Annotated in this window: 24 protein-coding genes, 2 tRNA genes and 1 other RNA gene; 19 read left to right on the top strand and 8 right to left on the bottom strand. The window is 52.4% G+C overall.

Going from position 1 to position 22,862, the window contains the following annotated elements; genetic code table 11:
* Positions 1 to 108 precede the first annotated feature (108 nt).
* Together katG and ffs are read right to left on the bottom strand one after the other, a co-directional pair.
* Positions 109 to 2,283, bottom strand: coding sequence for a catalase/peroxidase HPI (gene katG, locus LG323_RS00725; protein ID WP_404418167.1), 2,175 nt, complete (start codon positions 2,281 to 2,283; stop codon positions 109 to 111).
* A 273-nt stretch (positions 2,284 to 2,556) separates the two neighbouring features.
* Positions 2,557 to 2,653: signal recognition particle sRNA small type (gene ffs, locus LG323_RS00720), an RNA gene on the bottom strand.
* A 157-nt stretch (positions 2,654 to 2,810) separates the two neighbouring features.
* On the opposite strand from ffs, the gene LG323_RS00715 reads away from it, so the two are divergent.
* From LG323_RS00715 to purH, 18 genes are all read left to right on the top strand, one after another.
* The gene (locus tag LG323_RS00715) at positions 2,811 to 3,566 is read left to right on the top strand and encodes a TlyA family RNA methyltransferase (RefSeq protein WP_404418165.1); all 756 of its coding nucleotides are present in this window, start codon (positions 2,811 to 2,813) and stop codon (positions 3,564 to 3,566) included.
* 46 nt (positions 3,567 to 3,612) lie between these two features.
* Positions 3,613 to 4,338: an AzlC family ABC transporter permease gene (locus LG323_RS00710; protein ID WP_404418163.1), complete on the top strand. Its 726-nt coding sequence runs from the start codon at positions 3,613 to 3,615 to the stop codon at positions 4,336 to 4,338.
* Entirely contained in the window at positions 4,328 to 4,660 is a 333-nt protein-coding gene (locus LG323_RS00705; protein ID WP_404418161.1) for a branched-chain amino acid transporter permease, read from the top strand. Before LG323_RS00710 ends, LG323_RS00705 begins: the two co-directional genes overlap by 11 nt.
* A 52-nt stretch (positions 4,661 to 4,712) precedes the next feature.
* Positions 4,713 to 4,787: transfer RNA gene (locus LG323_RS00700), tRNA-Gln, on the top strand.
* 76 nt (positions 4,788 to 4,863) lie between these two features.
* Positions 4,864 to 5,811 (top strand): ribose-phosphate pyrophosphokinase, encoded by a 948-nt coding sequence (locus tag LG323_RS00695; protein ID WP_310695858.1) that lies wholly within the window; start codon positions 4,864 to 4,866, stop codon positions 5,809 to 5,811.
* Positions 5,812 to 5,912: 101 nt separating this feature from the next.
* A complete protein-coding gene (locus tag LG323_RS00690; protein WP_404418159.1) occupies positions 5,913 to 6,539 on the top strand; it encodes a 50S ribosomal protein L25/general stress protein Ctc in 627 nt (208 codons plus the stop codon).
* Between the two features lie 114 nt (positions 6,540 to 6,653).
* Positions 6,654 to 7,241, top strand: coding sequence for an aminoacyl-tRNA hydrolase (pth, locus tag LG323_RS00685; RefSeq protein WP_404418157.1), 588 nt, complete (start codon positions 6,654 to 6,656; stop codon positions 7,239 to 7,241).
* A 188-nt stretch (positions 7,242 to 7,429) separates the two neighbouring features.
* Positions 7,430 to 8,524 carry a redox-regulated ATPase YchF gene (ychF, locus tag LG323_RS00680; RefSeq protein WP_310695861.1) on the top strand — a complete coding sequence of 365 codons (1,095 nt, stop codon included), beginning with the start codon at positions 7,430 to 7,432 and terminating at the stop codon, positions 8,522 to 8,524.
* Positions 8,525 to 8,589: 65 nt separating this feature from the next.
* Positions 8,590 to 8,666: transfer RNA gene (locus LG323_RS00675), tRNA-Met, on the top strand.
* An 83-nt stretch (positions 8,667 to 8,749) separates the two neighbouring features.
* A complete protein-coding gene (gene dsbD, locus LG323_RS00670; RefSeq protein WP_404418154.1) occupies positions 8,750 to 10,651 on the top strand; it encodes a protein-disulfide reductase DsbD in 1,902 nt (633 codons plus the stop codon).
* A gap of 241 nt (positions 10,652 to 10,892) precedes the next feature.
* On the top strand, positions 10,893 to 11,348 hold the full coding sequence (gene aroQ, locus LG323_RS00665; RefSeq protein ID WP_310695863.1) for a type II 3-dehydroquinate dehydratase: 456 nt from the start codon (positions 10,893 to 10,895) through the stop codon (positions 11,346 to 11,348).
* A 38-nt stretch (positions 11,349 to 11,386) separates the two neighbouring features.
* Positions 11,387 to 11,842 carry an acetyl-CoA carboxylase biotin carboxyl carrier protein gene (accB, locus tag LG323_RS00660; RefSeq protein WP_404418152.1) on the top strand — a complete coding sequence of 152 codons (456 nt, stop codon included), beginning with the start codon at positions 11,387 to 11,389 and terminating at the stop codon, positions 11,840 to 11,842.
* A gap of 66 nt (positions 11,843 to 11,908) precedes the next feature.
* Positions 11,909 to 13,249, top strand: a complete 1,341-nt coding sequence (gene accC / locus LG323_RS00655) for an acetyl-CoA carboxylase biotin carboxylase subunit (RefSeq protein WP_404418150.1) — start codon at positions 11,909 to 11,911, stop codon at positions 13,247 to 13,249.
* Between the two features lie 84 nt (positions 13,250 to 13,333).
* Entirely contained in the window at positions 13,334 to 14,236 is a 903-nt protein-coding gene (gene prmA, locus LG323_RS00650; RefSeq protein ID WP_404418148.1) for a 50S ribosomal protein L11 methyltransferase, read from the top strand.
* A gap of 20 nt (positions 14,237 to 14,256) precedes the next feature.
* Entirely contained in the window at positions 14,257 to 15,135 is an 879-nt protein-coding gene (locus LG323_RS00645; protein WP_404418146.1) for a DUF3426 domain-containing protein, read from the top strand.
* 61 nt (positions 15,136 to 15,196) lie between these two features.
* Complete coding sequence (gene dusB / locus LG323_RS00640) at positions 15,197 to 16,132, top strand: tRNA dihydrouridine synthase DusB (RefSeq protein ID WP_404420147.1); 936 nt, start codon at positions 15,197 to 15,199, stop codon at positions 16,130 to 16,132.
* A gap of 24 nt (positions 16,133 to 16,156) precedes the next feature.
* A complete protein-coding gene (fis, locus tag LG323_RS00635) occupies positions 16,157 to 16,426 on the top strand; it encodes a DNA-binding transcriptional regulator Fis (RefSeq protein WP_310695869.1) in 270 nt (89 codons plus the stop codon).
* A 26-nt stretch (positions 16,427 to 16,452) separates the two neighbouring features.
* Positions 16,453 to 18,027: a bifunctional phosphoribosylaminoimidazolecarboxamide formyltransferase/IMP cyclohydrolase gene (purH, locus tag LG323_RS00630; protein ID WP_404418144.1), complete on the top strand. Its 1,575-nt coding sequence runs from the start codon at positions 16,453 to 16,455 to the stop codon at positions 18,025 to 18,027.
* Positions 18,028 to 18,048: 21 nt separating this feature from the next.
* Here purH and LG323_RS00625 read toward each other — a convergent pair whose 3' ends face one another.
* From LG323_RS00625 to folE, 5 genes are all read right to left on the bottom strand, one after another.
* Positions 18,049 to 18,270, bottom strand: coding sequence for a DUF2061 domain-containing protein (locus tag LG323_RS00625; RefSeq protein WP_404418142.1), 222 nt, complete (start codon positions 18,268 to 18,270; stop codon positions 18,049 to 18,051).
* A 164-nt stretch (positions 18,271 to 18,434) separates the two neighbouring features.
* Positions 18,435 to 19,226, bottom strand: a complete 792-nt coding sequence (locus LG323_RS00620; RefSeq protein WP_404418140.1) for a TIGR04219 family outer membrane beta-barrel protein — start codon at positions 19,224 to 19,226, stop codon at positions 18,435 to 18,437.
* Positions 19,227 to 19,325: 99 nt separating this feature from the next.
* Positions 19,326 to 19,559: a hypothetical protein gene (locus LG323_RS00615; RefSeq protein WP_404418138.1), complete on the bottom strand. Its 234-nt coding sequence runs from the start codon at positions 19,557 to 19,559 to the stop codon at positions 19,326 to 19,328.
* Positions 19,556 to 19,954, bottom strand: coding sequence for a dihydroneopterin triphosphate 2'-epimerase (folX, locus tag LG323_RS00610; RefSeq protein WP_310695874.1), 399 nt, complete (start codon positions 19,952 to 19,954; stop codon positions 19,556 to 19,558). The genes LG323_RS00615 and folX overlap by 4 nt, the downstream gene beginning before the upstream one ends.
* Positions 19,955 to 19,978: 24 nt before the next feature.
* The gene (folE, locus tag LG323_RS00605) at positions 19,979 to 20,560 is read right to left on the bottom strand and encodes a GTP cyclohydrolase I FolE (RefSeq protein WP_310695875.1); all 582 of its coding nucleotides are present in this window, start codon (positions 20,558 to 20,560) and stop codon (positions 19,979 to 19,981) included.
* A gap of 228 nt (positions 20,561 to 20,788) precedes the next feature.
* Here folE and LG323_RS00600 point away from each other — a divergent pair, with 228 nt between their 5' ends.
* Complete coding sequence (locus tag LG323_RS00600) at positions 20,789 to 21,298, top strand: hypothetical protein (RefSeq protein ID WP_310695876.1); 510 nt, start codon at positions 20,789 to 20,791, stop codon at positions 21,296 to 21,298.
* Between the two features lie 7 nt (positions 21,299 to 21,305).
* Here the strand turns inward: LG323_RS00600 and LG323_RS00595 are convergent, their stop codons facing one another.
* Entirely contained in the window at positions 21,306 to 22,769 is a 1,464-nt protein-coding gene (locus tag LG323_RS00595) for a murein transglycosylase domain-containing protein (protein WP_404418136.1), read from the bottom strand.
* Positions 22,770 to 22,862 lie beyond the last annotated feature (93 nt).

The raw sequence follows: 22,862 nt of genomic DNA, 5'->3' as shown, positions 1-22,862 counted from the left end.
AATATTAGACCGATCGTCTTATAAATTCAAATTCAGTCAAACTCAAGGGTCGAAAAAAAACGGCGCCTGTTTCCAGACGCCGTTTTCAGGTCACTCAAGAGTCAGAAATCAACTGACCGCGTCAAAGCGGTCCGCATTCATCACCTTGGTCCAGGCCTTCACAAAGTCTTTCACAAACTTCTCTGCGTTATCGTCCTGAGCATACACCTCAGCATAGGAACGCAGGATGGAGTTGGAGCCGAATACCAGATCGATCCGGCTGGCGGTCCACTTCACTTCATCCGTCTTGCGGTCACGAATTTCATAGAGATTCTTGCCCGCCGGCTTCCAGGTGTAAGCCATGTCGGTCAGGTTAACGAAGAAGTCGTTGGTCAGCTGACCTTCACGATCCGTGAGGACACCCTGTTTACCACCACCATGATTGGTACCCAGCATACGCATGCCACCGATCAGTACGGTCATTTCAGGCCCGGTCAGGCCCATCAGCTGGGCGCGATCAAGCAGCATTTCTTCGGGTTTGACCACATAGTCTTTTTTCTGCCAGTTGCGGAAACCATCGGCTAGGGGTTCCAGCGGCTCGAAAGAATCCACATCGGTCATCTCCTGGGAGGCATCGCCACGCCCCTTCAGGAAGGGAACACGGACTTCATGACCTGCGGCCTTCGCCGCTTGTTCGATGCCGACACTGCCTGCCAACACAATCACATCAGCAATACTGGCACCGGTTTCAGTAGAGATTTTTTCATAGACCTTCAGCACCCTGGCCAGACGTTCAGGCTCGTTGCCTTCCCAGTCTTTCTGTGGAGCCAAGCGGATATGCGCACCATTGGCACCTCCACGCATGTCGGAACCACGGAAGGTCCGGGCACTGTCCCAGGCGGTGCTGACCATTTCACCAATGGAAAGGCCCGCTTCGGCAATTTTTTCCTTGACCACTTCTTCGCAATAGTCGGTGCTGCCTGCGGGAACCGGATCCTGCCAGATCAGGTCTTCAGAGGGTGCTTCCGGGCCGATGTAACGACTTTTTGGCCCCAAGTCCCGGTGAGTCAGCTTGAACCAGGCACGGGCAAAGCAGTCCCGGAAGTATTCAGGATCCGCCATGAATTTTTCACAGATGGCCCGGTATTTGGGATCCATCTTCATGGCCATATCGGCATCGGTCATGATGGGATTGTGACGAATGGAAGGATCAGTAGCGTCGACCGGCTTGTCTTCTTCCTTCATATTCACTGGTTCCCATTGCTGGGCACCCGCCGGGCTTTTTTTCAACTCCCATTCATAGCCGAACAGAAGGTCAAAATACCCCATATCAAATTTAGTGGGGTTGGTCGTCCAGGCCCCTTCTATACCCGAAGTCACAGCATTGGCCGCCTTACCTTGCATATTCGGGTTTTTCCAGCCCAGGCCCTGCTCTTCGACATCAGCAGCTTCCGGTTCAGCACCCAAAGCTTCGGCATCACCATTACCGTGACATTTACCCACCGTATGACCGCCAGCCGTCAGAGCCGCGGCTTCCTCATCATCCATCGCCATACGCGCGAAAGTTTCCCGTACCTGCTCCCCGGTTTTAAGGGGATCAGGCTTGCCGTTAACGCCTTCGGGATTGACATAAATCAGACCCATCTGCACGGCGGCCAGAGGATTTTCCATGGTGTCAGGGTTATCAACATCCTCATAGCGCTCATCAGAGGGCGCCAGCCATTCTTTTTCCGCACCCCAGTAGGTGTCTTTTTCAGGATGCCAGATGTCTTCACGACCAAAGGAAAAACCAAACGAGGGCAAACCCATGGACTCATAGGCCACGGTGCCTGCAAGGATAATCAGATCGGCCCAGGACAACTTGTTGCCATACTTCTTCTTAACCGGCCAGAGCAGACGACGCGCTTTGTCCAGGCTGACGTTGTCCGGCCAGGAGTTGATCGGGGCGAAACGTTGATTGCCCGTGCCGCCGCCTCCACGACCATCGGCAATACGGTAGGTACCGGCCGAGTGCCAGGCCATGCGAATCATCAAGCCGCCATAGTGACCCCAATCCGCTGGCCACCAGTCCTGACTGTCCGTCATCAGAGCATGAACATCTTTTTTGACGGCTTCGAAATCCAGCTTTTTGACTTCTTCACGGTAATTGAAGTCTTCACCCAAGGGGTTGGTTTTGCGGTCATGCTGGTGAAGAATGTCCAGATTCATGGATTCCGGCCACCAGTCCGTGTTGGAGTGGCCTGCAGCAGTGTTGCCACCATGCATCACCGGGCATTTACCTGCCGCTTGATTGTTCTCACTCATCCTGTACTCCTTACGCTTCGAGAAGTTGCTCATGCAACAAAAATGTATCCAAATAACTGAATATGCTACTTACAGTTATAGAGGATATTCCGAAAACTACAAAATTGAATGCCTGCATTGGACCGATTGGTATTATGCATGTGGTGATTCAGGTCAATTTTTGGCAAATCTGGAGGAAGAAGCACAGAGCAAGCGAATATGTAATCTAGAGATGAAGCCTGGAAAGGATAGAAAGGAAATAATCAGAATCAAGAACCCAGAAATGGAGATGGCCCCTGCCAGCCACATCCCGGCACACACATCCATCACTACCGTTGCTCCCTTCCGGGCCTGGCGGGGTTCATGATTTCGTGTTGCGGGAGGACCAACAGGGGCCACCACAAAGACCTGCTTGGTATTCCTAAGCAGCGGAACGCATACTACCAGCACCCTGGCTTGCAGGCAAGCCACTCCATCCTTTTTTACGCCAATTCAAAAGCTTGCTGAGTTATACTGCCAGTGAATACTTAAAAAAGTGGTTTTATCTCATGCAGCGTCTCGATCTCCTACTCGTCTCCCAGCAACTGGCCACCTCCCGTACTCAGGCTCAGCAGATGCTGGATAAGGGGCGCGTCAGCCTTTTCAAGAACGGGCAGTGGCAGCCGGTCAGCAAGCCCGGTTTGAAATTGCCCGAAGACTCGGAGCTGCAGGTTACGCCCAGTGATGATGATCGCTATGTGGCGCGAGGCGCCTTCAAGCTGGAAGCTCTGTTAAAGGCCACAGAAGTGGATATTCAGGGCTGGCAGGTGCTGGATGTCGGTCAGTCCACGGGCGGGTTCACGGATTGCGTGCTTCAGGCGGGGGCAAGTCGTGTTGTTGGCCTGGATGTCGGTCAACAGCAACTGCATGCCAGCCTCAAAGACGATCCGCGTATTTTCTGTCTGGAAAAAATCAATGCTCGCTATCTGCAGCCAGAGCATTTAAGTGATTTGGGGCTTCCGGTTCTTTATGGCCTGGTGGTCGTGGATGTATCTTTTATTTCCCAGACACTGATTCTTCCGCAGTTGCCTGCGCTGATCAAGCCTGGAGGCTGGCTGATGACTCTGGTCAAACCTCAGTTTGAAGTGGGCAAGGAGAAGGTTGGTAAAAAAGGCATTGTTCGTGACCCCTCACTCTATAGGGAAGTTGAACACAAAATCTGCACTCAACTGCAAGAGCTGGGGCTGGAAGTACAAACCTGGATGGTCAGCCCCATCAAGGGTGGAGACGGCAACCGGGAGTTTCTGGTTGCTGCCCGAAAATAAGCAGAGTTTGCTAGAATCCTCCGCTCAGTTATCTGGAGCTTTGGTTATGCACCCGCCAGGCAGTGTCAACGCCTTTAAATTGTCTCTTCCCGTTCTTTTTGGCTATGTCCCCCTGGGTATGGCTTTTGGTGTCGTTTTCAGCACCCAGCTGGATTATGCTTGGTGGTTTGCTCCGCTGATGGGTGTGTTGATCTATGCCGGTGCCGGACAACTTTTGGCGGTCAGTCTGCTCCTCGCGCACACCGGGTTACTGGAAGTGTTTATTGCCATGCTGGTGCTCAATGCCCGCCACCTTTTTTATGGGCTTTCTTTGCTGGATGCCTTTCAGGGAGCCGGTTGGCGCAAGCCTTATCTGATTTTCGGCCTGACTGATGAAACCTATTCTTTGTTAACCAGCCGGGCTCGTACCTCCAACAAGGCACAGGAGCAGAAAACTGATTTTCTGATCACCCTGTTTAATCAGAGCTACTGGGTTCTGGGTTGTGCTCTGGGAGCCTGGTTGGGCCATACCCTGATTTTTGATGCCACAGGCATTGAGTTCGCCCTGGTTGCCCTGTTTATCGTGTTGTGCATAGAGCAGTACAAGGCTTTGCAGTCGCATTTTGTCATCTGGGCGGGTGTAGCGGCTGCTTTACTGGCCGTGTTGGTTTTCCCGCAAAGCCAACAACTGCTGGTGGCCATTTTCCTGGTTTGTGTTGCTCTCCTGTGGCAATACCCTTCGCGCAAGCATCTTTATCAGGTGACTCAGGGAGGCTCTGCTGATGAGCAGTGAAACTCTCTATTTAGTGAGCTTTATTCTGGTCGCTGCCGGAGCCACTTTCCTGACCCGCGTGCTGCCTTTTGTGTTTCTGGGCCAGCACAGCAGCCATCCACTGGTACAGCATCTGGGGCGCTATCTTCCCGCCGGGATTATGGCCTTGCTGGTGGTGATTTTTTTACTTCGCTCGGGTCACTGGGAAACCCCGCTGTTGGGTCTGGATGCACTGGCTCCCGCTTTTCTGGTGGTTTTGTTGCATTTATGGAAGCGCAATGCGCTGCTGTCCATGGTTGCAGGTACGGCCAGCTACATGCTGATTCAGCAATTGCTGGTCTAAGCCAGGGGTTCACAAACAAACCTTCCTTGTCTATAATGCGTCGCCATTGAGATGGGGTATAGCCAAGTGGTAAGGCACCTGGTTTTGGTCCAGGCATTCGGGAGTTCGAATCTCTCTACCCCAGCCACTCAAATCAGCATTTCCTCAGGACAGTAAAGGTTACTGTTCTTCCTTCGCGAAACCTCTGTCATTAGGGTGAATCCGTGTCTAACTTGATGGTCTTTTCGGGCAATGCCAACCCGGAACTGGCGCGCAAAGTTGTTGAATGCCTCGATATCCGCATGGGCGATGCGACTGTCGGCCAATTCAGTGATGGTGAAATTGCAGTCGAAATCAATGAAAACGTCCGCGGTAAAGATGTCTTTGTTATCCAGTCCACCTGCGCTCCCACGAATGACCACCTGATGGAACTGATGCTGATGGTTGATGCTTTGCGTCGCGCTTCAGCTCACCGCATCACAGCGGTTATTCCCTATTTTGGTTATGCCCGCCAGGATCGTCGAGTACGCTCTTCACGCGTTCCCATTTCCGCCAAACTGGTTGCCGACATGATGTGTGCCGCCGGTGTCAGTCGTGTCATGACCATGGATCTGCATGCCGATCAGATTCAAGGTTTTTTTGATGTGCCGGTTGATAATATTTACGGTTCCCCCGTGCTTCTGGATGACATTGAACGCCAGAGTTACGAAGATATGGTCGTGGTATCTCCTGATGTTGGCGGTGTGGTTCGTGCCCGTGCCATTGCCAAAGAGCTGAATGACACGGATCTGGCTATTATCGACAAACGCCGCCCCCAGGCCAACCAGTCTCAGGTCATGCACATTATTGGTGATATTCAAGATCGCACCTGTGTTATTGTTGACGACATGGTGGATACCGCTGGCACTCTATGCAAAGCCGCTGAAGCCCTGAAGAAGCATGGTGCCAAAAGAGTGGTGGCCTACTCCACCCATGCCGTTTTGTCCGGCGCTGCCATCAGCAACATCTCCAACTCTTTGCTGGATGAGCTGATCGTAACCGATACTATTCCTCTGACCGCCGCTGCCGTTAATTCCGGTAAAATCCGCCAGCTGACTGTTTCCAGTGTGTTGGCTGAAGCTGTGCGTCGCGTCAGTAATGAAGAATCCATTAGCTCCATGTTCCGGAGCTAAACGGGTAACGTCTCCCTTCGGGGAATCCGATGAACACCGGACTGCCTGGTCGCGGGCCCCGGTGTTTACTTTTAGCTAAACCGTCCATGAGGACAAATAAAATGACACAATTTGATTTTAAAGCTACTGCACGCAACGACCTGGGTACGAGTGCGAGCCGCCGCCTGCGTCGCGAGAAGCAGTACATCCCCGCCATCGTTTACGGCGGTGAAGACAAGCCTATGCCCATCGCTGTAGAACAGCGTGAGTTCTACCGTGTTCTGGAAACTGAAGAAGCGATTTACACTTCCATCCTGAACCTGGATATTGATGGCAAAAAGCAGCAGGTTATCCTGAAAGACATGCAGCGCCACCCTTTCAAGCCGCTGGTCGTGCACGTCGACTTTCAGCGTGTTGACTCCACTCACGCCGTAACCGTTCTGGTGCCTCTGCACTTCCAGAATGAAGACGTTTGTGTGGGTGTTAAGCAGCAGGGCGGCAAAATCCAGCATCTGCTGAATGAGGTTGAAGTCAGTGCTCTGCCTCAGAACCTGCCTCAGTCTCTGGACATTGATGTCAGCAAACTGGAAGTGGGTCACACCATCCACCTGTCTGACCTGGAGCTGCCAGAAGGCGTCACCATTACTGCCCTGACTCATGGCGGTGATACTGGTGTTGTCAGTGTTCATGCCAAGAAAGGCGGCAAGGACGAAGAAGATGAAGAGGGTGGTGAAGAAGCCGCTGAATAAGCATCCGGCTTTTTTGCTCCTTCAGCCCAGGGAGCCCTTCGGGGCTTCCTGGGTTTTTCGCATCTGGGCCTTTGCCCCCAGCGCCTTCCCCGACTTTTTGATTGAGTGAATTCAATGAGCACAGGTATTCAACTCCTGGTTGGACTGGGCAACCCCGGTCAAGAATATGCAGCAACTCGTCATAATGCCGGTGCCTGGTTGGTTGCCGCCCTGGCTGAACGTCTTCAGGCCCCTCTCAAAGCCAGCAAATTTTTCGGGCTGCATGCCCAGGCCATGCTGGGCAGCCAGAAAGTTCATCTGCTCATCCCCACCACCTATATGAATCGCAGCGGTCAAGCCATTGGCGCTCTGGCCAACTTTTACAAACTGGCACCCGAGCAGATCCTGGTCGCCCACGATGAGCTGGATCTGAACCCTGGGGTGGTTCGTCTGAAAAAAGGCGGTGGACACGGTGGACACAATGGTCTGCGTGATACCATAAGCGCTCTGGGCAACAGTCGGGATTTTTATCGTTTACGGATTGGCATCGGCCACCCAGGCAGTGCCAGCCAGGTCACTAACTATGTACTGGGCAAACCCTCTCCCGATGACCAGATCAGAATTGAAGCGGCCCTGGACGAAACACTGCGCCACCTGGAACTGATCTTCAGTGGCGACCACACCCAGGCCATGAATAGACTACACAGTTTCAAAGCAGAATAAGAAACCTCTTATTAACTACTGCGCTTGGTGATGCTGCGTTAAAATTGCTCTCAAAATGCTCATTTACTCGCTTGTAAATTCCGCTATTTCGATCAATTTTGCCTTGCCTGACCTGCGCTCATGACGTTAATCAGAGGCTTCCTTGAATATTGAAAAAAGCTATCCACCTTAAAACAGGACACAAGATTATGGGTTTTAATTGCGGCATCGTCGGCCTTCCCAATGTCGGCAAATCGACACTTTTCAACGCCTTGACCCAGTCAGGTATTGATGCAGAAAACTTCCCCTTCTGTACCATTGAACCCAATACCGGCATCGTCCCCATGCCGGATCCGCGCCTGGATGTGCTGGCGGAGATAGTCAAACCGGAGCGGGTACTGCCCACGACCATGGAGTTTGTGGATATTGCCGGTCTGGTGGCTGGAGCCTCCAAGGGTGAAGGTCTGGGTAACAAGTTCCTGGCCAATATTCGTGAAACCCAGGCCATTGCTCATGTAGTGCGTTGTTTTGAAGATGATAATGTCATCCATGTCGCCAATCAGGTCGACCCCGCCAATGATATTGAAATCATCAATATGGAACTGGCTCTGGCTGACCTGGATTCTGTGGAAAAAGGCATCCAGAAACTGGTGCGCCTGGCCAAGGGCGGCGACAAAGAGGCCATTGCCCAGAAGGCCATTCTGGAAAAAATCCAGCCCCACCTGGAAGAAGGCAAGCCCCTGCGCAGTTTCGGCCTTTCCGATGAAGAAAAGCAGCTGGTGAAAAGCTATGGTTTTTTGACTCTCAAACCCACCATGTACATCGCCAATGTCAGTGAAGAGGGTTTTGAAAACAACCCTCATCTGGAGGTGGTGCGCAAAATTGCCGAAGAAGAAAATGCTTTGGTGGTGCCCGTCTGCAACAAGATAGAAGCGGAAATTGCCGAACTGGATGACCCCGAAGAAAAAGCCATGTTCCTGGAAACCATGGGGCTGGATGAACCCGGCCTGAACCGTGTGATCCGGGCCGGTTATGAACTCCTGGGCCTGCAAACCTACTTCACCGCTGGTGTTAAAGAAGTGCGCGCCTGGACGGTGAAAAAAGGAGCCACCGCACCTGAAGGGGCCGGTGTGATCCATACCGATTTTCAGAAGGGCTTTATCCGCGCGGAAGTCGTGGCCTACGAGGATTTCGTTGCAGGCAAGGGCGAACAGGGTGCCAAGGAAGCGGGCAAATGGCGTCTGGAAGGCAAGGACTACATCATCAAGGATGGTGATGTCATGCACTATCGCTTTAATGTTTAAGCAGTGATCCAAGGCTGGAAGCTTGACAGCTTCCAGCCTGCTGCTTAATATTGCGCGGCTTGTGTGGCTATGTAGCTCAGCTGGTTAGAGCACATCACTCATAATGATGGGGTCCCCTGTTCAAATCAGGGCATAGCCACCAGTTTTCCCTTCTCCATTTCCCTTTGGAACCCTCTGCCCCTTCGCAGGTCTATTATTTTCGTTTTCATGACATTGGATGCCTGCATGACGTCAATACTGAACACAGCCCAGCGCCTGACTTTCCTGATTGCCAGCTTACTGGTACTTACCCTAGGTTTTTCTTCCGTTCACGCAGGCAGCCTTTTTGAAAAGGGCAGCGAGCGTTTTGGCTCCTGGTTCAGCGACTCCTCGGGCAAAGAGGACTTTCTATCACCCGAACAAGCCTTTCAAAGCGATGTCTGGGTGGAAGGCAGCCAGGTTTTTATACGCTGGGATATTGCCGAGGGCTATTACCTTTACCGTGATCAGTTGGAAATCTCTCTGGAGAATGACCAGAACCTGAAGATCGAGCAGGTTGATTTTTCATCCACCATCACCAATGAAGATGAGTATTTTGGCGTTACCGAGGTTTATTACGACACGGCCCTGATGGCCGCCCAACTCAGTGGCGAACAACAGACCGACACCCTGACCGTGAATTTGCGCTACCAGGGCTGTGCCGATGCGGGTCTTTGTTATCCCCCTCAGCGCAGCCAACTGCAAGTGGATCTTACCGACCTGGACACTGCACAACCCCCGCAACAACTGACAGCACAGAATCTCACAACAGCATCAACCCCTCCCGACAGCCAGAGCCAGGCAGCTCCGGCCACCAGCAGCAGTCGCTTGGCTGAGGTACTTAGCTCCGGGCACTTCTGGCTGATTCTGGGTCTTTTCTTTGTGGCAGGTCTGGGGCTGACCTTCACTCCCTGCGTTCTGCCCATGTTGCCGATTCTCAGCGCCATCATCATTGGCAAGGGCGAGCACCCCAAATCCAGCAGCAGATTGCGGGGCTTTGTTCTCTCCCTGGCTTATGTGCTGGGCATGGCGCTTACCTACGCCTTAATCGGGGCTTTGATGGGGCTGTTTGGTGCCGGACTGAATATCCAGGCGGCCTTGCAATCACCCTGGCTGCTGATTCCTTTTGCGCTGTTGTTTGTACTGCTTGCCCTGGCCATGTTCGGTGTCTGGGAATTGCGCCTGCCCGGCTGGCTGGACAGTCGCCTGCAAGCCCTGCAACAACCCAAAGGCAGCACCCTGTTCAGTGTTGCCAGCATGGGAGCTTTGTCCACGCTGGTTGTTTCCCCCTGTATGAGCGCTCCTCTGGCCGGTGCCCTGGTATTCATTGCCACCACCGAAGATGCCTTGACTGGAGCCTGGGCTTTGCTGGCCATGGGTCTGGGCATGGGTCTACCCCTGATTATTGCCGGTACTTTTGGTGCCCGCTGGTTGCCCAGGGCCGGAATCTGGATGAATCAGGTCAAAACCTTCTTTGGTCTCATGCTGTTGATCGTGGCCATCTGGCTGGTCGAGCGCCTTCTGCCTGCCGCAGCGGTTCTGGCCATCTGGGGGCTGTTGGCTCTGGGTGTGGGCGTATTCATCGGCGGCCTGAATTTTCGGGTGGCGGGCCATTTGCAAAAGCTGCGCCTGACTCTGGGCCTGGCTCTGATTATTTATGGTGGCAGCTTGCTGGTCGGAGCTTTGGCTGGCAACAACAACCCCCTGCAACCTCTTGCCGGTATCGGTCAGAGTGAAGTCCAACAAGAACTCACCCCCCCACCCCTCATCACCGATCTGAATGAGCTTCAACAAATCATCAACACCTCGCAGCAACCCGTCATGGTTGACCTCTATGCCGACTGGTGTATTTCCTGCAAAGTCATGGAAAACCGCGTGTTTCCCCACCCGGATGTCCAGGCTGCCATGCAGGACATCAACCGCATCAAGTTTGATTTGACAAAAATTCCTGCAGAAACCCGCGCGTGGATGAACGACCAGCAGCTGTTTGGCCCTCCCACCTTTATGTTTTTTGATCAGGGCAAGGAGTGGCGCGACTGGCGCATCCAGGGCGAGATGGATGCCCAGGAATTAAGCCGCCATCTGCAGGCCTTCCAGCAGGCCTTATAGAATCTTGCAAAAACGGTCAAGTGTCTGCAAAAGTATCAAACATGCGTTTAAGTACAAAAAAACAAAGTTAAACAGTCCAGAACTGGACAAGAAGTTCCACTTTAGGCAAACTTCACCACTAATTGAGTAGGTGCATCCTGAAAACAGGGCTTTTTAGTCCTCTGGTTCACTTTTCGCTGCATTTTTTCATGTTTTCATGGCATTTCGCTTACTAACGTTCAACGGGTGATGATTCTTTTCCATGGCACGAATTTTATTGTTACAAGGGCCGAACCTAAACCTTCTCGGCCAACGTGAGCCACACATCTATGGGTCCACCCGGTTGGATACACTGCACGATGAGCTGATCTCTGAAGCGGGTCGCCTGGGTCACCAACTGGACTGCTATCAAAGCAATGCTGAACACCAGTTAATTGAAAAAATCCACCAGGCCTTCAAGGATGGAACCCACTACATCCTGATCAACCCGGCGGCTTTCACCCATACCAGTGTGGCTCTGCGTGATGCCCTGGCCGGTGTGGCTCTGCCATTTATTGAAATTCATCTGTCCAATGTTCATGCGCGGGAACCTTTCCGTAAACACTCCTATTTTTCTGATTTGGCTCAGGGCGTTATTTGCGGCCTGGGCACACAGGGCTATCAGCTGGCCCTGCTCGCTGCTCACCAACAATTGCAAGCAACGAGTTCAGCTGGCTAAAACCAACTCCTTACAACCTTGATAACTGGGAAACTCTTATGGATATCCGTAAAGTAAAAAAACTGATTGAACTGCTGGAAGAATCCAACATCAGCGAAATCGAAATTCAGGAAGGCGAAGAAGCCGTGCGCATCAGCCGTCATCCAACAGGTGCTGCAGCCCAGCCGGTTTATCAAAATTATGCCCAGCCTGCACCGATTGCCGCTCCGGCCGCCCCGACACCAGAAGCAGCTACCGAAAGCCAGCCAGCTGTTGCCTCCGGCCATCAGGTCAAATCACCCATGGTCGGTACTTTTTATCGTTCACCGGCCCCGGGTGCCAATGCCTTTGTTGAAGTCGGCAGTGCGGTTAAAAAAGGCGACACCATCTGCATTGTTGAAGCCATGAAAATGATGAACCAGATTGAAGCGGACAAGGATGGTGTTGTTGAAGCCATTCTGCTGGAAGACGGTCAGCCGGTTGAATTTGACCAGCCCCTGGTGGTATTGGTCTAACCCCTCTTTACTTCTGGGCCATCCATTTAACGCTGCGGTGCCTGGGCATCGCCATGAGGGACAAGAATGCTTGAAAAAGTTGTAATCGCCAACCGCGGTGAAATCGCCCTGCGGATATTACGTGCCTGCCGTGAGTTGGGCATTAAAACGGTTGCCGTACACTCCAAAGCCGATCGCGACCTGATGCATGTGCGTCTGGCTGATGAAGCCGTGTGTATTGGCCCGGCACCTTCTGCCCAATCCTATTTGAACATTCCTGCGCTGATCGCAGCCTGTGAAGTGACCGATGCCACAGCCATTCATCCCGGCTATGGCTTTCTGGCTGAAAATGCAGACTTTGCTGAACAGGTTGAACGCTCGGGTTTTGTCTTTATCGGACCCAAAGCAGAAACCATTCGCCTGATGGGTGACAAGGTTTCTGCCATTGCTGCCATGAAAAAAGCCGGCGTTCCCACCGTGCCCGGTTCAGACGGACCTCTGCCTGACGACCCCGATGCCATTCTGGCCACAGCCCGCCGTATCGGCCTGCCGGTGATCATCAAGGCGGCCGCCGGTGGTGGTGGTCGTGGTATGCGTGTGGTGCATTCCGAAGGCTCCCTGATCAATGCCGTGCACGTCACCAAAAATGAAGCCGGTTCCGCCTTTGGTGACAGCACTGTTTACATGGAAAAATTCCTGGAAAACCCGCGCCACGTCGAAGTTCAGGTACTGGCCGATGGTCAGGGCAATGCCGTGCATCTTTATGATCGTGACTGTTCTTTGCAGCGCCGCCATCAGAAAGTCATTGAAGAGGCACCGGCCCCCCATCTGGATGAAGAAGCTCGCCGTCTGGTTCTCAAGGCCTGTGTGGATGCCTGCAACACCATCAATTACCGCGGCGCGGGTACGTTTGAATTTCTCTATGAAGATGGACGCTTCTATTTCATTGAAATGAACACCCGTGTGCAGGTTGAACATCCGGTGACGGAAATGGTAACCGGCGTGGATATTGTCAAGGAACAGCTGATGATCGCTTCAGGTGAACCTTTGCGTCTTCGCCAGGAAAACATTCAGGTCATGGGGCATTCCTTTGAATGTCGCATCAATGCTGAAGATCCACGCACCTTTATGCCTTCACCCGGAAAAATCACCATGTTTCATGCTCCGGGCGGTCTTGGTGTGCGCATGGATTCCCACATTTACAGTGGCTATTCGGTTCCGCCTCACTATGACTCTCTGGTCGGCAAACTGATTACCTGGGGTGTTGACCGTGAAGCAGCTCTGACCCGCATGCGCGGTGCTCTGGATGAACTGCTGGTTGAAGGCATCAAAACCAATACCGAACTTCACAAGGATCTGGTTCGGGATACCCACTTTCAGGAGGGTGGTGTCAATATTCACTACCTGGAGAAAAAGCTCAGCCTCTAGGCAAGGCTTTACATCTCGACACCTCGGCCAGGGATGGCCACAAGTCTACACCCTTCGCCCTCACCCCTTTCAGGAAGCACTTCGATGTCCTGGCTGCAAATTAAAACCCTGGTCAGCCCCGAGCAGGCTGAAACCCTGGAGGACTGGCTGCTGGAAGCTGGTGCCTGTGCCATTACCCTGACCGACGCCGAAGACAATCCGGTTTTTGAGCCCATTCGCGGCACCACCCCTCTCTGGCAAGCCACCTGCATAAGCGGCCTTTATGATGGCCAGCAGGATGCTCATGCCATGCAGAGCCGCATTCAAACGCGCTGGGAGGAAGTCTTTCCCGGCTTACCGGTTCCCAGGCTGCAATTGGAAATTCTGGAAGAAAAGGACTGGATCAGGGAATGGATGGACAGCTTTTCACCACTGCAAATGGGGCAGCGCCTCTGGGTTGTACCCAGTTGGCATCAGCCGCCTGAGCCGGATGCCGTGAATCTGCTGCTGGACCCCGGACTGGCTTTTGGCACCGGCACTCACCCAACCACGGCTCTTTGCCTGGGCTGGCTGGATGCTCAGAAACTGGAAGGTCAAACCCTGCTGGACTTTGGTTGTGGCTCCGGTATTCTGGGAATCGCCGGGCTGCTACTTGGCGCCAGCCAGGCTTGGGGGGTGGATATTGATCCCCAGGCCCTGCAAGCCAGCAGCCAGAATGCAGAACGCAATGGTCTGGCTGCCGAAGCTTTTCCGGTTTATTATCCCGACGCTTGTCCAAAACTCCAGGTTGATGTCCTGGTCGCCAATATCCTGGCTGGCCCTCTGATTGATCTTGCTTCCAGCCTGGCTCAAAAAGTCAAACCTGGCGGAAAGATGGCCTTATCCGGTATTCTGGCGCATCAGGCTGAGGAGGTCGCTCAAGCCTATCGGCCCTGGTTTGATCTCGAACCCTTCCAACAAAAAGATGACTGGGTAAGAATCACCGGCCAGCGTAAGACATCTACCTAAGCCTTTACGGATCATCTGGCATGTCACAGAAAAAAAACGTACATCTTGCCCGCTGTCCGCATTGCGGCAGCGCTTTTGAAGTAAGCGACGAAGAGCTGGAGCTGGCTTTTGGTGCTGTGCGTTGCGGTGAATGCATGAAAATCTTCAATGCCAACTTTCACCGCATTGATCCTCCCGATGCAACCACTGAAGAAGCGCAAGAGCCGGATTCACAGGCATCTGCAGAAAAAGACCCCATCCCCACCTTGCATGACCACTATCATCAACAGGATGCAGACGAAGAGGATGACGGGGAAGAGTGGCTGGATGAAGAGATGCTGGCCTTTGAGGCAGAACTGGAAACAGCCTTGTCCGATCCTGACGGAGCTGAAGAACCTGAAGAGCAGTTCCCCGCAGAAATCCCCGAAGCAGAAGAACCGGACGAAGCCAGTACGGATTTGCTGGATGAAGAACTGGTGACTGAAAGCCGTGATCCTCAACCCCGGAAACAAACCCGACAAAAGCAGAAGTCCCAGGGCTATAGAAAATACCTGATCGCCCTTGTAGTGGTTCTGGTTGCCAGCTTTGCCGCTCTAGGAGCCTGGTTACTCTGGTCACCACCAACCCCAGAGCATTTCCAGGTAGATGAAGTCAGCATTTCGCCCTCCACCAGCCCCAGGATGATGGAAATCCACTTTCAGCTCAGCAATCAGAGCCAGGAAACCTTGGCTATGCCGGATCTGCAGGTCGACCTGCTCAACCTGAGTCGCCAGGTCATTGCTACCCAAAAAGTGGCGGCCAACGACATCCAGACTGAAAATCAACAACTTGAAGCTGGCAAGAGTCAAATGTTGCTCGTCGAAGTGGAGCGTCCTTCCACCTATGTGCAGCATGCCCGCGTTATCCCTTTAACACCCTAGGTCATTCAGCGTGTTTAAAATAGGCCCCTACAGCATAGATACGCCTCTGGTACTGGCCCCGATGGCCGGTATCACTGACGCCCCTTTTCGCTCCCTGTGCCGTAAAATGGGGGCAGGGTTAGCCGTTGCAGAAATGGTCACTGCCGATCAGTCGCTCTGGCATACCCGCAAATCCCGCCTGCGTTTACCCCATGAGGGTGAACAGGAGCCACGGATGATACAGATTGCCGGAGGCGATCCGCAGATGCTTGCTGAAGCGGCTCGGGCCAATGTTGACCTGGGAGCCCAGATCATTGATATCAATATGGGCTGCCCGGCGAAAAAAGTCTGCCGCAAGGCAGCTGGCTCGGCCCTGCTGAAAGATGAGAAACTGGTTGCCGATATTCTGGATGCTGTGGTCAAGGCCGTAGACGTGCCGGTTACATTAAAAATCCGTACAGGATGGTCAGCAAAATACAAAAATGCTGTTACAATCGGCAAGCTGGCTGAAGAGTCGGGGATACAGGCCCTGACCCTGCATGGCAGAACCCGCGAAGACCGCTTTCGTGGTGAAGCGGAATACGCCACTCTGGCCGAAGTTTGCCAGACAATCAGCATTCCGGTGATTGCCAATGGAGACATCGACTCTCCTGAAAAAGCAGCCTGGGTTTTTCAGAATACGGATGCTGCAGCCGTCATGATCGGTCGGGCAGCCCAGGGCCGCCCGTGGATTTTCAGCCAGATCAAGGCCTGGCTGGAAGACGGCATCAAACAACCTGACCCGGATGCGGCCAGTTTGTACCAACTGATTGCAGAACATCTGACCGGACTCTACGCCACCTACGGTGAGTATATGGGCGTGCGTATTGCCAGAAAACATTTTGGCTGGTATCTGCAACAGGCTGAACTGAGCCAGTGGCGAAAAAGCTTCAACCTGTTGGAAACACCAGACCAGCAACAAGAACTTTTAGCTGAGATTCTTCAGCCATTAACACAACCTTTTGCCAACTCGGCCTAAACCCTGAACCAGAATTGATGCCAAGTGACTGAAAAAACGAAAACCACATTACCCACCTTTGAGCATGAGCGTCCCTTGAGGGAAAGTGTTAACCGCGCTCTGGACAACTATTTTGCCCAGTTGGAAGGACAGCCGGTTAACAACCTCTACGATCTGGTGTTGACCGAAGTTGAGGCTCCCTTGCTGGAAGCCGTCATGCGCTATACCGATAACAACCAGACACAGGCCTCCAACCTGCTGGGCCTGAACCGTGGCACTCTGCGCAAAAAACTCAAACAGTACGACCTTATTTAAGCTGTCTTAGGAGCTAAAACTGGCTTATGGCTAATCCCCTACCCATCCGTCGCGCCCTCATCAGCGTTTCTGACAAATCCGGTATTGTCGAACTGGCCAAAGGCCTGGTCGATCGTGGTGTCGAACTCCTTTCCACGGGTGGCACCTACAAACTCATCAAAGACAACAACCTGCCTGTCAAGGAAGTCTCCGAACACACCGGCTTTCCTGAAATGATGGCAGGTCGGGTAAAAACCCTGCACCCGAAAATTCATGGTGGCATTCTGGGTCGCCGCGGTCAGGATGATGAGGTCATGGCTGAACACCAGATTGATGCCATTGATCTGGTGGTCGTGAATCTTTACCCCTTCCAGCAAACCATTGCCAAGGATGACTGCACTCTGGAAATGGCGATTGAGAACATCGATATCGGTGGCCCGGCCATGGTGCGCTCCTGTGCCAAGAACCATGCCTTCACCACCATTCTGGTCAACACCGGTGACTATCAACAGGTTCTGGATGAAATGGATACCTATCAGGGCGGCGTCAGCCAGAAGACCCGCTTCAATCTGGCGGTAAAGGCCTACGAACACACGGCAGCCTACGACAGTGCCATTGCCAACTATCTGGGCCGTCTGGCTGAAGGTGGCAATGAAGATTTCCCGCGCACCTTCAACAGCCAGTTTATCAAGCGTCAGGATATGCGCTACGGTGAAAATCCTCACCAGAAAGCCGCCTTTTATGTTGAAGCCCGGGCCAACGAAGCCAGTGTGGCAACGGCCAAAGTGCTGCAGGGCAAAGAGCTTTCCTACAACAATGTTGCCGATACCGATGCTGCTTTTGAGTGCGTGAAAGCCTTTAACGAACCGGCCTGTGTGATCGTCAAGCACGCCAACCCTTGCGGGGTTGCAATCGCTAAAGACCTCAAGTCTGCTTACGACCTGGCTTTCAAAACCGACCCCACCAGTGCTTTTGGTGGCATCCTGGCCTTCAACCGCCCTCTGGATGCCCTGACTGCGCGGACAATTGTCGATCGCCAGTTTGCCGAAGTCATTATTGCTCCAGGAATCGACAAGGCGGCCCAGGAAATCATTGCCACCAAAAAGAACCTGCGCCTTCTGGATGCCAGCGAGCATTGGCCGGGTGATCATCAACTGGCTCTGGATTTCAAACGGGTCACCGGGGGCCTTCTGGTTCAGGACAAGGATCTGGGTGTTGTGGGTCGTGATGACCTGAAAGTGGTGACTGAACGCACTCCAACCGAACAGGAACTGAAAGACCTGGCCTTTGCCTGGAAGGTGGCCAAGTTTGTCAAATCCAATGCCATCGTTTATGCCAAAGACGGCATGACCATTGGTGTGGGTGCAGGCCAGATGAGCCGGGTGTATTCTGCAAAAATTGCCGGTATCAAGGCAGCCGATGAAAACCTGGAAGTTCCAGGCTCAGTCATGGCATCAGACGCCTTCTTTCCCTTTCGGGATGGAATTGATGCAGCTGCCGCTGCGGGAATAACCGCTGTCATCCAGCCCGGAGGCTCCATGCGTGACGAAGAAGTGATTCAGGCAGCCAACGAAGCCAGCATTGCCATGGTCTTCACCGGTATGCGCCACTTCCGTCATTAATTTCTTCATGCCGGGTGGCTGTTAAGCAGCCACCCACTGGCCTGATCTTGATTTCCTTTCTTTCGCCTGTTTCTTTTCCTTCACCTTCTCCCACGCTTTCTCATGGAAGTAGTAAGCCACCGTATTGACGGCTGGCTCCACCATGGCAACCAGGCTGCTCACCAGCAAGTCGCCCGTCAATAACCAAACCACGACAAAGGCAACACAAAAGTGGGTGATACCAAAGGTTAGAGTTTTCAACATGACCGGCTCCTCTTGTTTTCCAGTTATCTTTAATGATAACGCTTATCATTAATTCATCCAGTCATTATTCTTTTTCAAATCAATAGACAAAAACTATGGAAATAACCATAAAAAAACCCCGACCTGAATAAGTCGGGGCTTTGAAGTCTTGCTACAACGGACTGTTAGAAGCCAGCTTTTAGATAAGCACCGAAGTAGGGGCCATTAATTGTCAGATCACCGTAAGCATCGTCCAGATCATCCAGAGTCATGCTGAACTCACGGTAACCAGCCGTCACGCCCGGTGTAACCAGAGGCAGTCCGCGGTATTCATAGCTGACGTCAGCCTGGTAATCCGTCACACCACTGCCATCATAACTGATGGTATTGACCTGGGCACCGACTGAAAGTCCCATGGGCAGGCTGACACGACCTCCCAGATAGCCCATGGGCAGAGGAACACTCAAATCAAGTGAAGCTTTATCAGTTGAAGGGCTATCAATCTCAAATTGTCCATCAAAGACTCGTGCGGTCAGGCCCACTTCCAGACGCAGTGAAACCAGAGGAATCAAAGAGGTCAGGCCATCCAGAAAACGGTAGTAGGCGGTAAAGTCGGTATGGCTAAGATCAATATTAGTTTGGATGTTCTCACTGGCGGAGTAAGTTTCTCCTTGATATTCAATATTCTGAGATAGAGTATTAGAGCCAGAAAAATCCATGCTGGTCTGGGTCAGGCGCAGATTGGGAATCAGCGGTACGAAATGATCAAACTGCAACGACAGGTTGGTCTGACCTTCGCTGGATAAACCCAGTTCGTCTTTCAAATTTAGTTCGGGCAAGTTGGAACCATCCTGGATATAGCCGGAAGGGCTGGCATCCCAGTAGTTGGCTTTGGCCGTCAGGTTAAGTGCTGCCTGGGCTTGAGCTGCCATCAGAGGTGTCAGGGCCAGACCGGTTATTACCAATAATTTACGCATTGTGTACTTCTCCTGTTCATTGTGCTTTGGGTGCAGTTTACCGCAATCAAAGAGACTGGACGAGCCAAAAGCGGTAAAGAGTGTTTATTTTTTGTAGGGTTAACGGCTCAAATACAGAATCAGATAGAGCAATCCCACCACCAAACTCAAAGCCCAGGTTGCCATAACAAAAAGCAACCCGGAATAACGCTCAGGTTCACGCCGGATAGCCCGATAGGCAAAACCGGCCACAATGACAGCAGGCAACAGCAGCCAGGGGAAAATAGTGCCTGCAAAAGCCAGAAGAATAGCCACGATCGCCAGATTATGATTCATGCGGGGTGTTTCATTCATTGCGTTTGTTTCTCACTCACTTCACGTTTGGCACCCAGAGTAACAGAAACGGAATCTGAAAATCTCAGGGCATGGGGTTTGTCCACCTCGACCTCGGCAGCCAGAACCTGCTCTTGCTCCATGATGATTTCCAGCAACTCCTTGGTCAGCCTTTCCAGCAATGCAAAACGACCTTCCTCAACATGGCTGATCAGCTTTTTGGTGATGGTACGGTAATTCAGGGCTTCCTCAATCCGGTTGAATTGCACCGCACGATTGGCGGCATATCGAATCACGGCATTGACGACGACATCCTGACGGTTTTGGATTTCATCCTCCTTGATGCCAATAAAGGTACGCAGCCGTAAATTCTTGATTCGAATGGTTGCCAGCGAATAGGGGTCGTTGTGTGGCATGAGTCCAAGTCCTTAAGCAGAAGTTCAATAATCCAGCAGCTTCAAGAATTCCTGGCGTGTATTCTGAGAGGCTCGCAACTGGCCCAGCATCACCGACGTACGCATTGAAGAGTTCTGTTTTTCAACACCGCGCATCATCATGCACATGTGACGGGCTTCGATGATCACGCCCACACCAGCAGCTCCGGTGACTTCCTGAACGGCTTCAGCAATCTGCTTGGTGAGCAACTCCTGAATCTGCAAGCGACGGGAATACATGTCCACAATGCGTGCAAACTTGGAAAGACCCAACACCTTGCCCTTGGGTAGATAGCCAATATGGCACTTGCCAATAAAAGGTAAAAGGTGGTGTTCGCAAAGCGAATACAACTCTACATCCTTGATGATAACCAGCTCATCGGTATCGGAAGAAAACACTGCACCGTTCACCAGCTCATCCAGGGTCTGACGATAGCCACGGGTTAGAAACTCCATGGCCTTGGCAGCTCGCTTGGGGGTATCGACAAGGCCTTCTCGATCCGGGTCTTCACCCAGATTGCTTAAAATATCCCGGTAGAGGGGAGTCAGATTTTCGTGAATCATTTCAGGATCAACATTTTGGGTCATGGGAATCGGTTAGGTTAGGGCGTTTTCGTGTATAAGAAATGTATACTTTTTCTTAGTCAAAAACCACCACTTTCCCGACCTTTTTACTGGGTTTTATTATCAGAGAGGCTTATGAGTTTTCCAAGAGGCAGCAAGAAACTATAATGCGTCAAACTGACGCCAATAACCCACCTCTGCACTCTGATATACTTCATCAGTGTCCACTCATTCATCTGGATTAAGAGCATTATGAAAAAATTGATAGTAAGTCTTGCCCTGGTAGGTTTTTCTTTGCCCTTAATGGCTCAGGAAAGCATCAGTCTGACATCCGGCAGTCGCCTGGAGGTCAGCAGTGTTGACCAGGTTCGCCTGCAGGAAGGTCAAAGCAAGGAAAACGTCTGGTTTGCAGTCGATCCTGCCCAGGTTTCCAGTTCCTCTGAAAAACAATTGAGCAATTGCGTTATGACAGCCCACCTCAGCCTTGAGCAGGGCAGCTTGCATTTTACCAGCCAGAGCCTGCGCTGTCCCAGCCTGACCGGTGATGTGTTCACTGCTGAAGAAATCCATGCCAATTTAACCGACAGTCTCAGTCAGCTTTGCACTTCCAGCGGTACTTCCTGTACAGAAGTCACTTTCAGCACCAGCCAGGTCTACACTCTGGAGCTTGAAGAGGCCTCCCAGTTGATAGCCGCCCAGAATGCTTCCCGTGAGGCCAATCGAGCACGTATTGAAGAACAACTTCAAAACCAAACTGAGTGAATGACGCCTACTGAGCCGAGGCCAGGGAACGGTAACGCCCCAACGCCTCGGTGACCTTTTTGATGTAGCCTCGGGCTTCAGCACGTGGATGCTGGCGATGCAGGCGATCATAAACCTGCTGCGGAGACAGCCTGTTTATGACCTCAACGGCCTGGCTTCGATCTTTATGGAAGGTACGCAGAACATTTCCGGCACCGCCATTGTAGGCTGAGATAATGGCGTACTCCCTGGCTTCGGGGTGTCGCACCCCTTTCAGATAGACATCCCGCAGGATGGAGATATAGGCGGCCCCTATGTCGATATTTTCTGCTGGCTTGAACAGGGTATTCTGATCCGGCTGGTCACTGCGTTGCCTGATGCGCTGATACACATCACGCCCGGCTGTCGCAGGCACCACCTGCATCAGACCATAGGCAGGAATGTGGCTCATGGCATAAGGGTTAAAATGGCTTTCCGTTTCCATCAGGGCATAAAGGAGGGCTTCATCAATCTGGTAGCGTTGACCGGCATCCCGTACCAGATGCTCATATTTCTGACCCCGCACCTGGTTATGGTTGGCGACCAGCGGAATTTCCACCTGATAAACGGTTCTACCGCCCTTCTCCACCTGCTGAATTTCATTCTCAACCAGATAGTCGGCATAACGCTTGGCACGCCATTCCCAGCGCACCACAACGCCGTCATGGTCCCTGACCTGACCCGCCAGAAGTGACGGACCTGAGTAGCTGATGGCTTTGTCAGTATAGATTTCAGGATTTTCGGAATCATAGGGCGTCATGAGTGTTGTTACTATGGCTTCACGCAAATGCTCCCTTGGATTGGACTGGTCCACAGTTTCCACAAGGATCTTGCCATCATCAAAATCCATGGCACCCCGACTCTGGTAAGAGTCCGTGTACTTGACGAACTGGTGAGCCGATGTAGCCTCCAGACTTTCCTGGCCCCACTGCTGCTCGACCTGTTCACGCAGGGACGCCAGCTGTTCACGATACTTTTTAACTTCATTTTCCAGGCGTTCAATCACTTCCTGATAATCTTGCATATCCTGAGCAAGGTTGGGATAGCGATCCAGCCAGGTGGTTTCACTGACCGGTGCGGGCAACTCTTCCACAGGTTCTTCTTCAACTTCATCCTCTTCAGCACGAGCGCTTGGAGCAAGCCTTAAGGAAGTGACCTCCACTTCGGTATCGTCTCCCAGAGGCACACCCTGCTCAGGGTTGGCAGGCAGAATCTGCACCTGGGTTTTGGCCTCAGCAGGTGGGGGTGCCGGTTTGGGCTGACGAACCGGCCTGGAGCTGGGTTCAAGCGACTGCGGCCTGGCCTGTTGGTGTTCGCGACCATCCGGCCCCTTCACACTGCCTACGGCAACATGACTGGAAGTTTGGCCAGTGGACTGACAGGCGGCAAGCGGTAACAGGATCAACAAAAGGCTGCCCAACCGAAAAAAGTTAAAAACTGCTGAAAAAGTCATGTTAATCCCTGAAATTTACTGAATACTGGCAAAACAGCTCAATTATACGCCAAACATTTTCGGGTAAAAGCAATATAACCTTGACCTGCCCAT

This window comes from Marinospirillum sp., from assembly GCF_044810985.1.
In the GTDB taxonomy this organism is placed as follows: domain Bacteria; phylum Pseudomonadota; class Gammaproteobacteria; order Pseudomonadales; family Halomonadaceae; genus Marinospirillum.
This window is presented reverse-complemented; position numbering and strand designations above follow the sequence as displayed.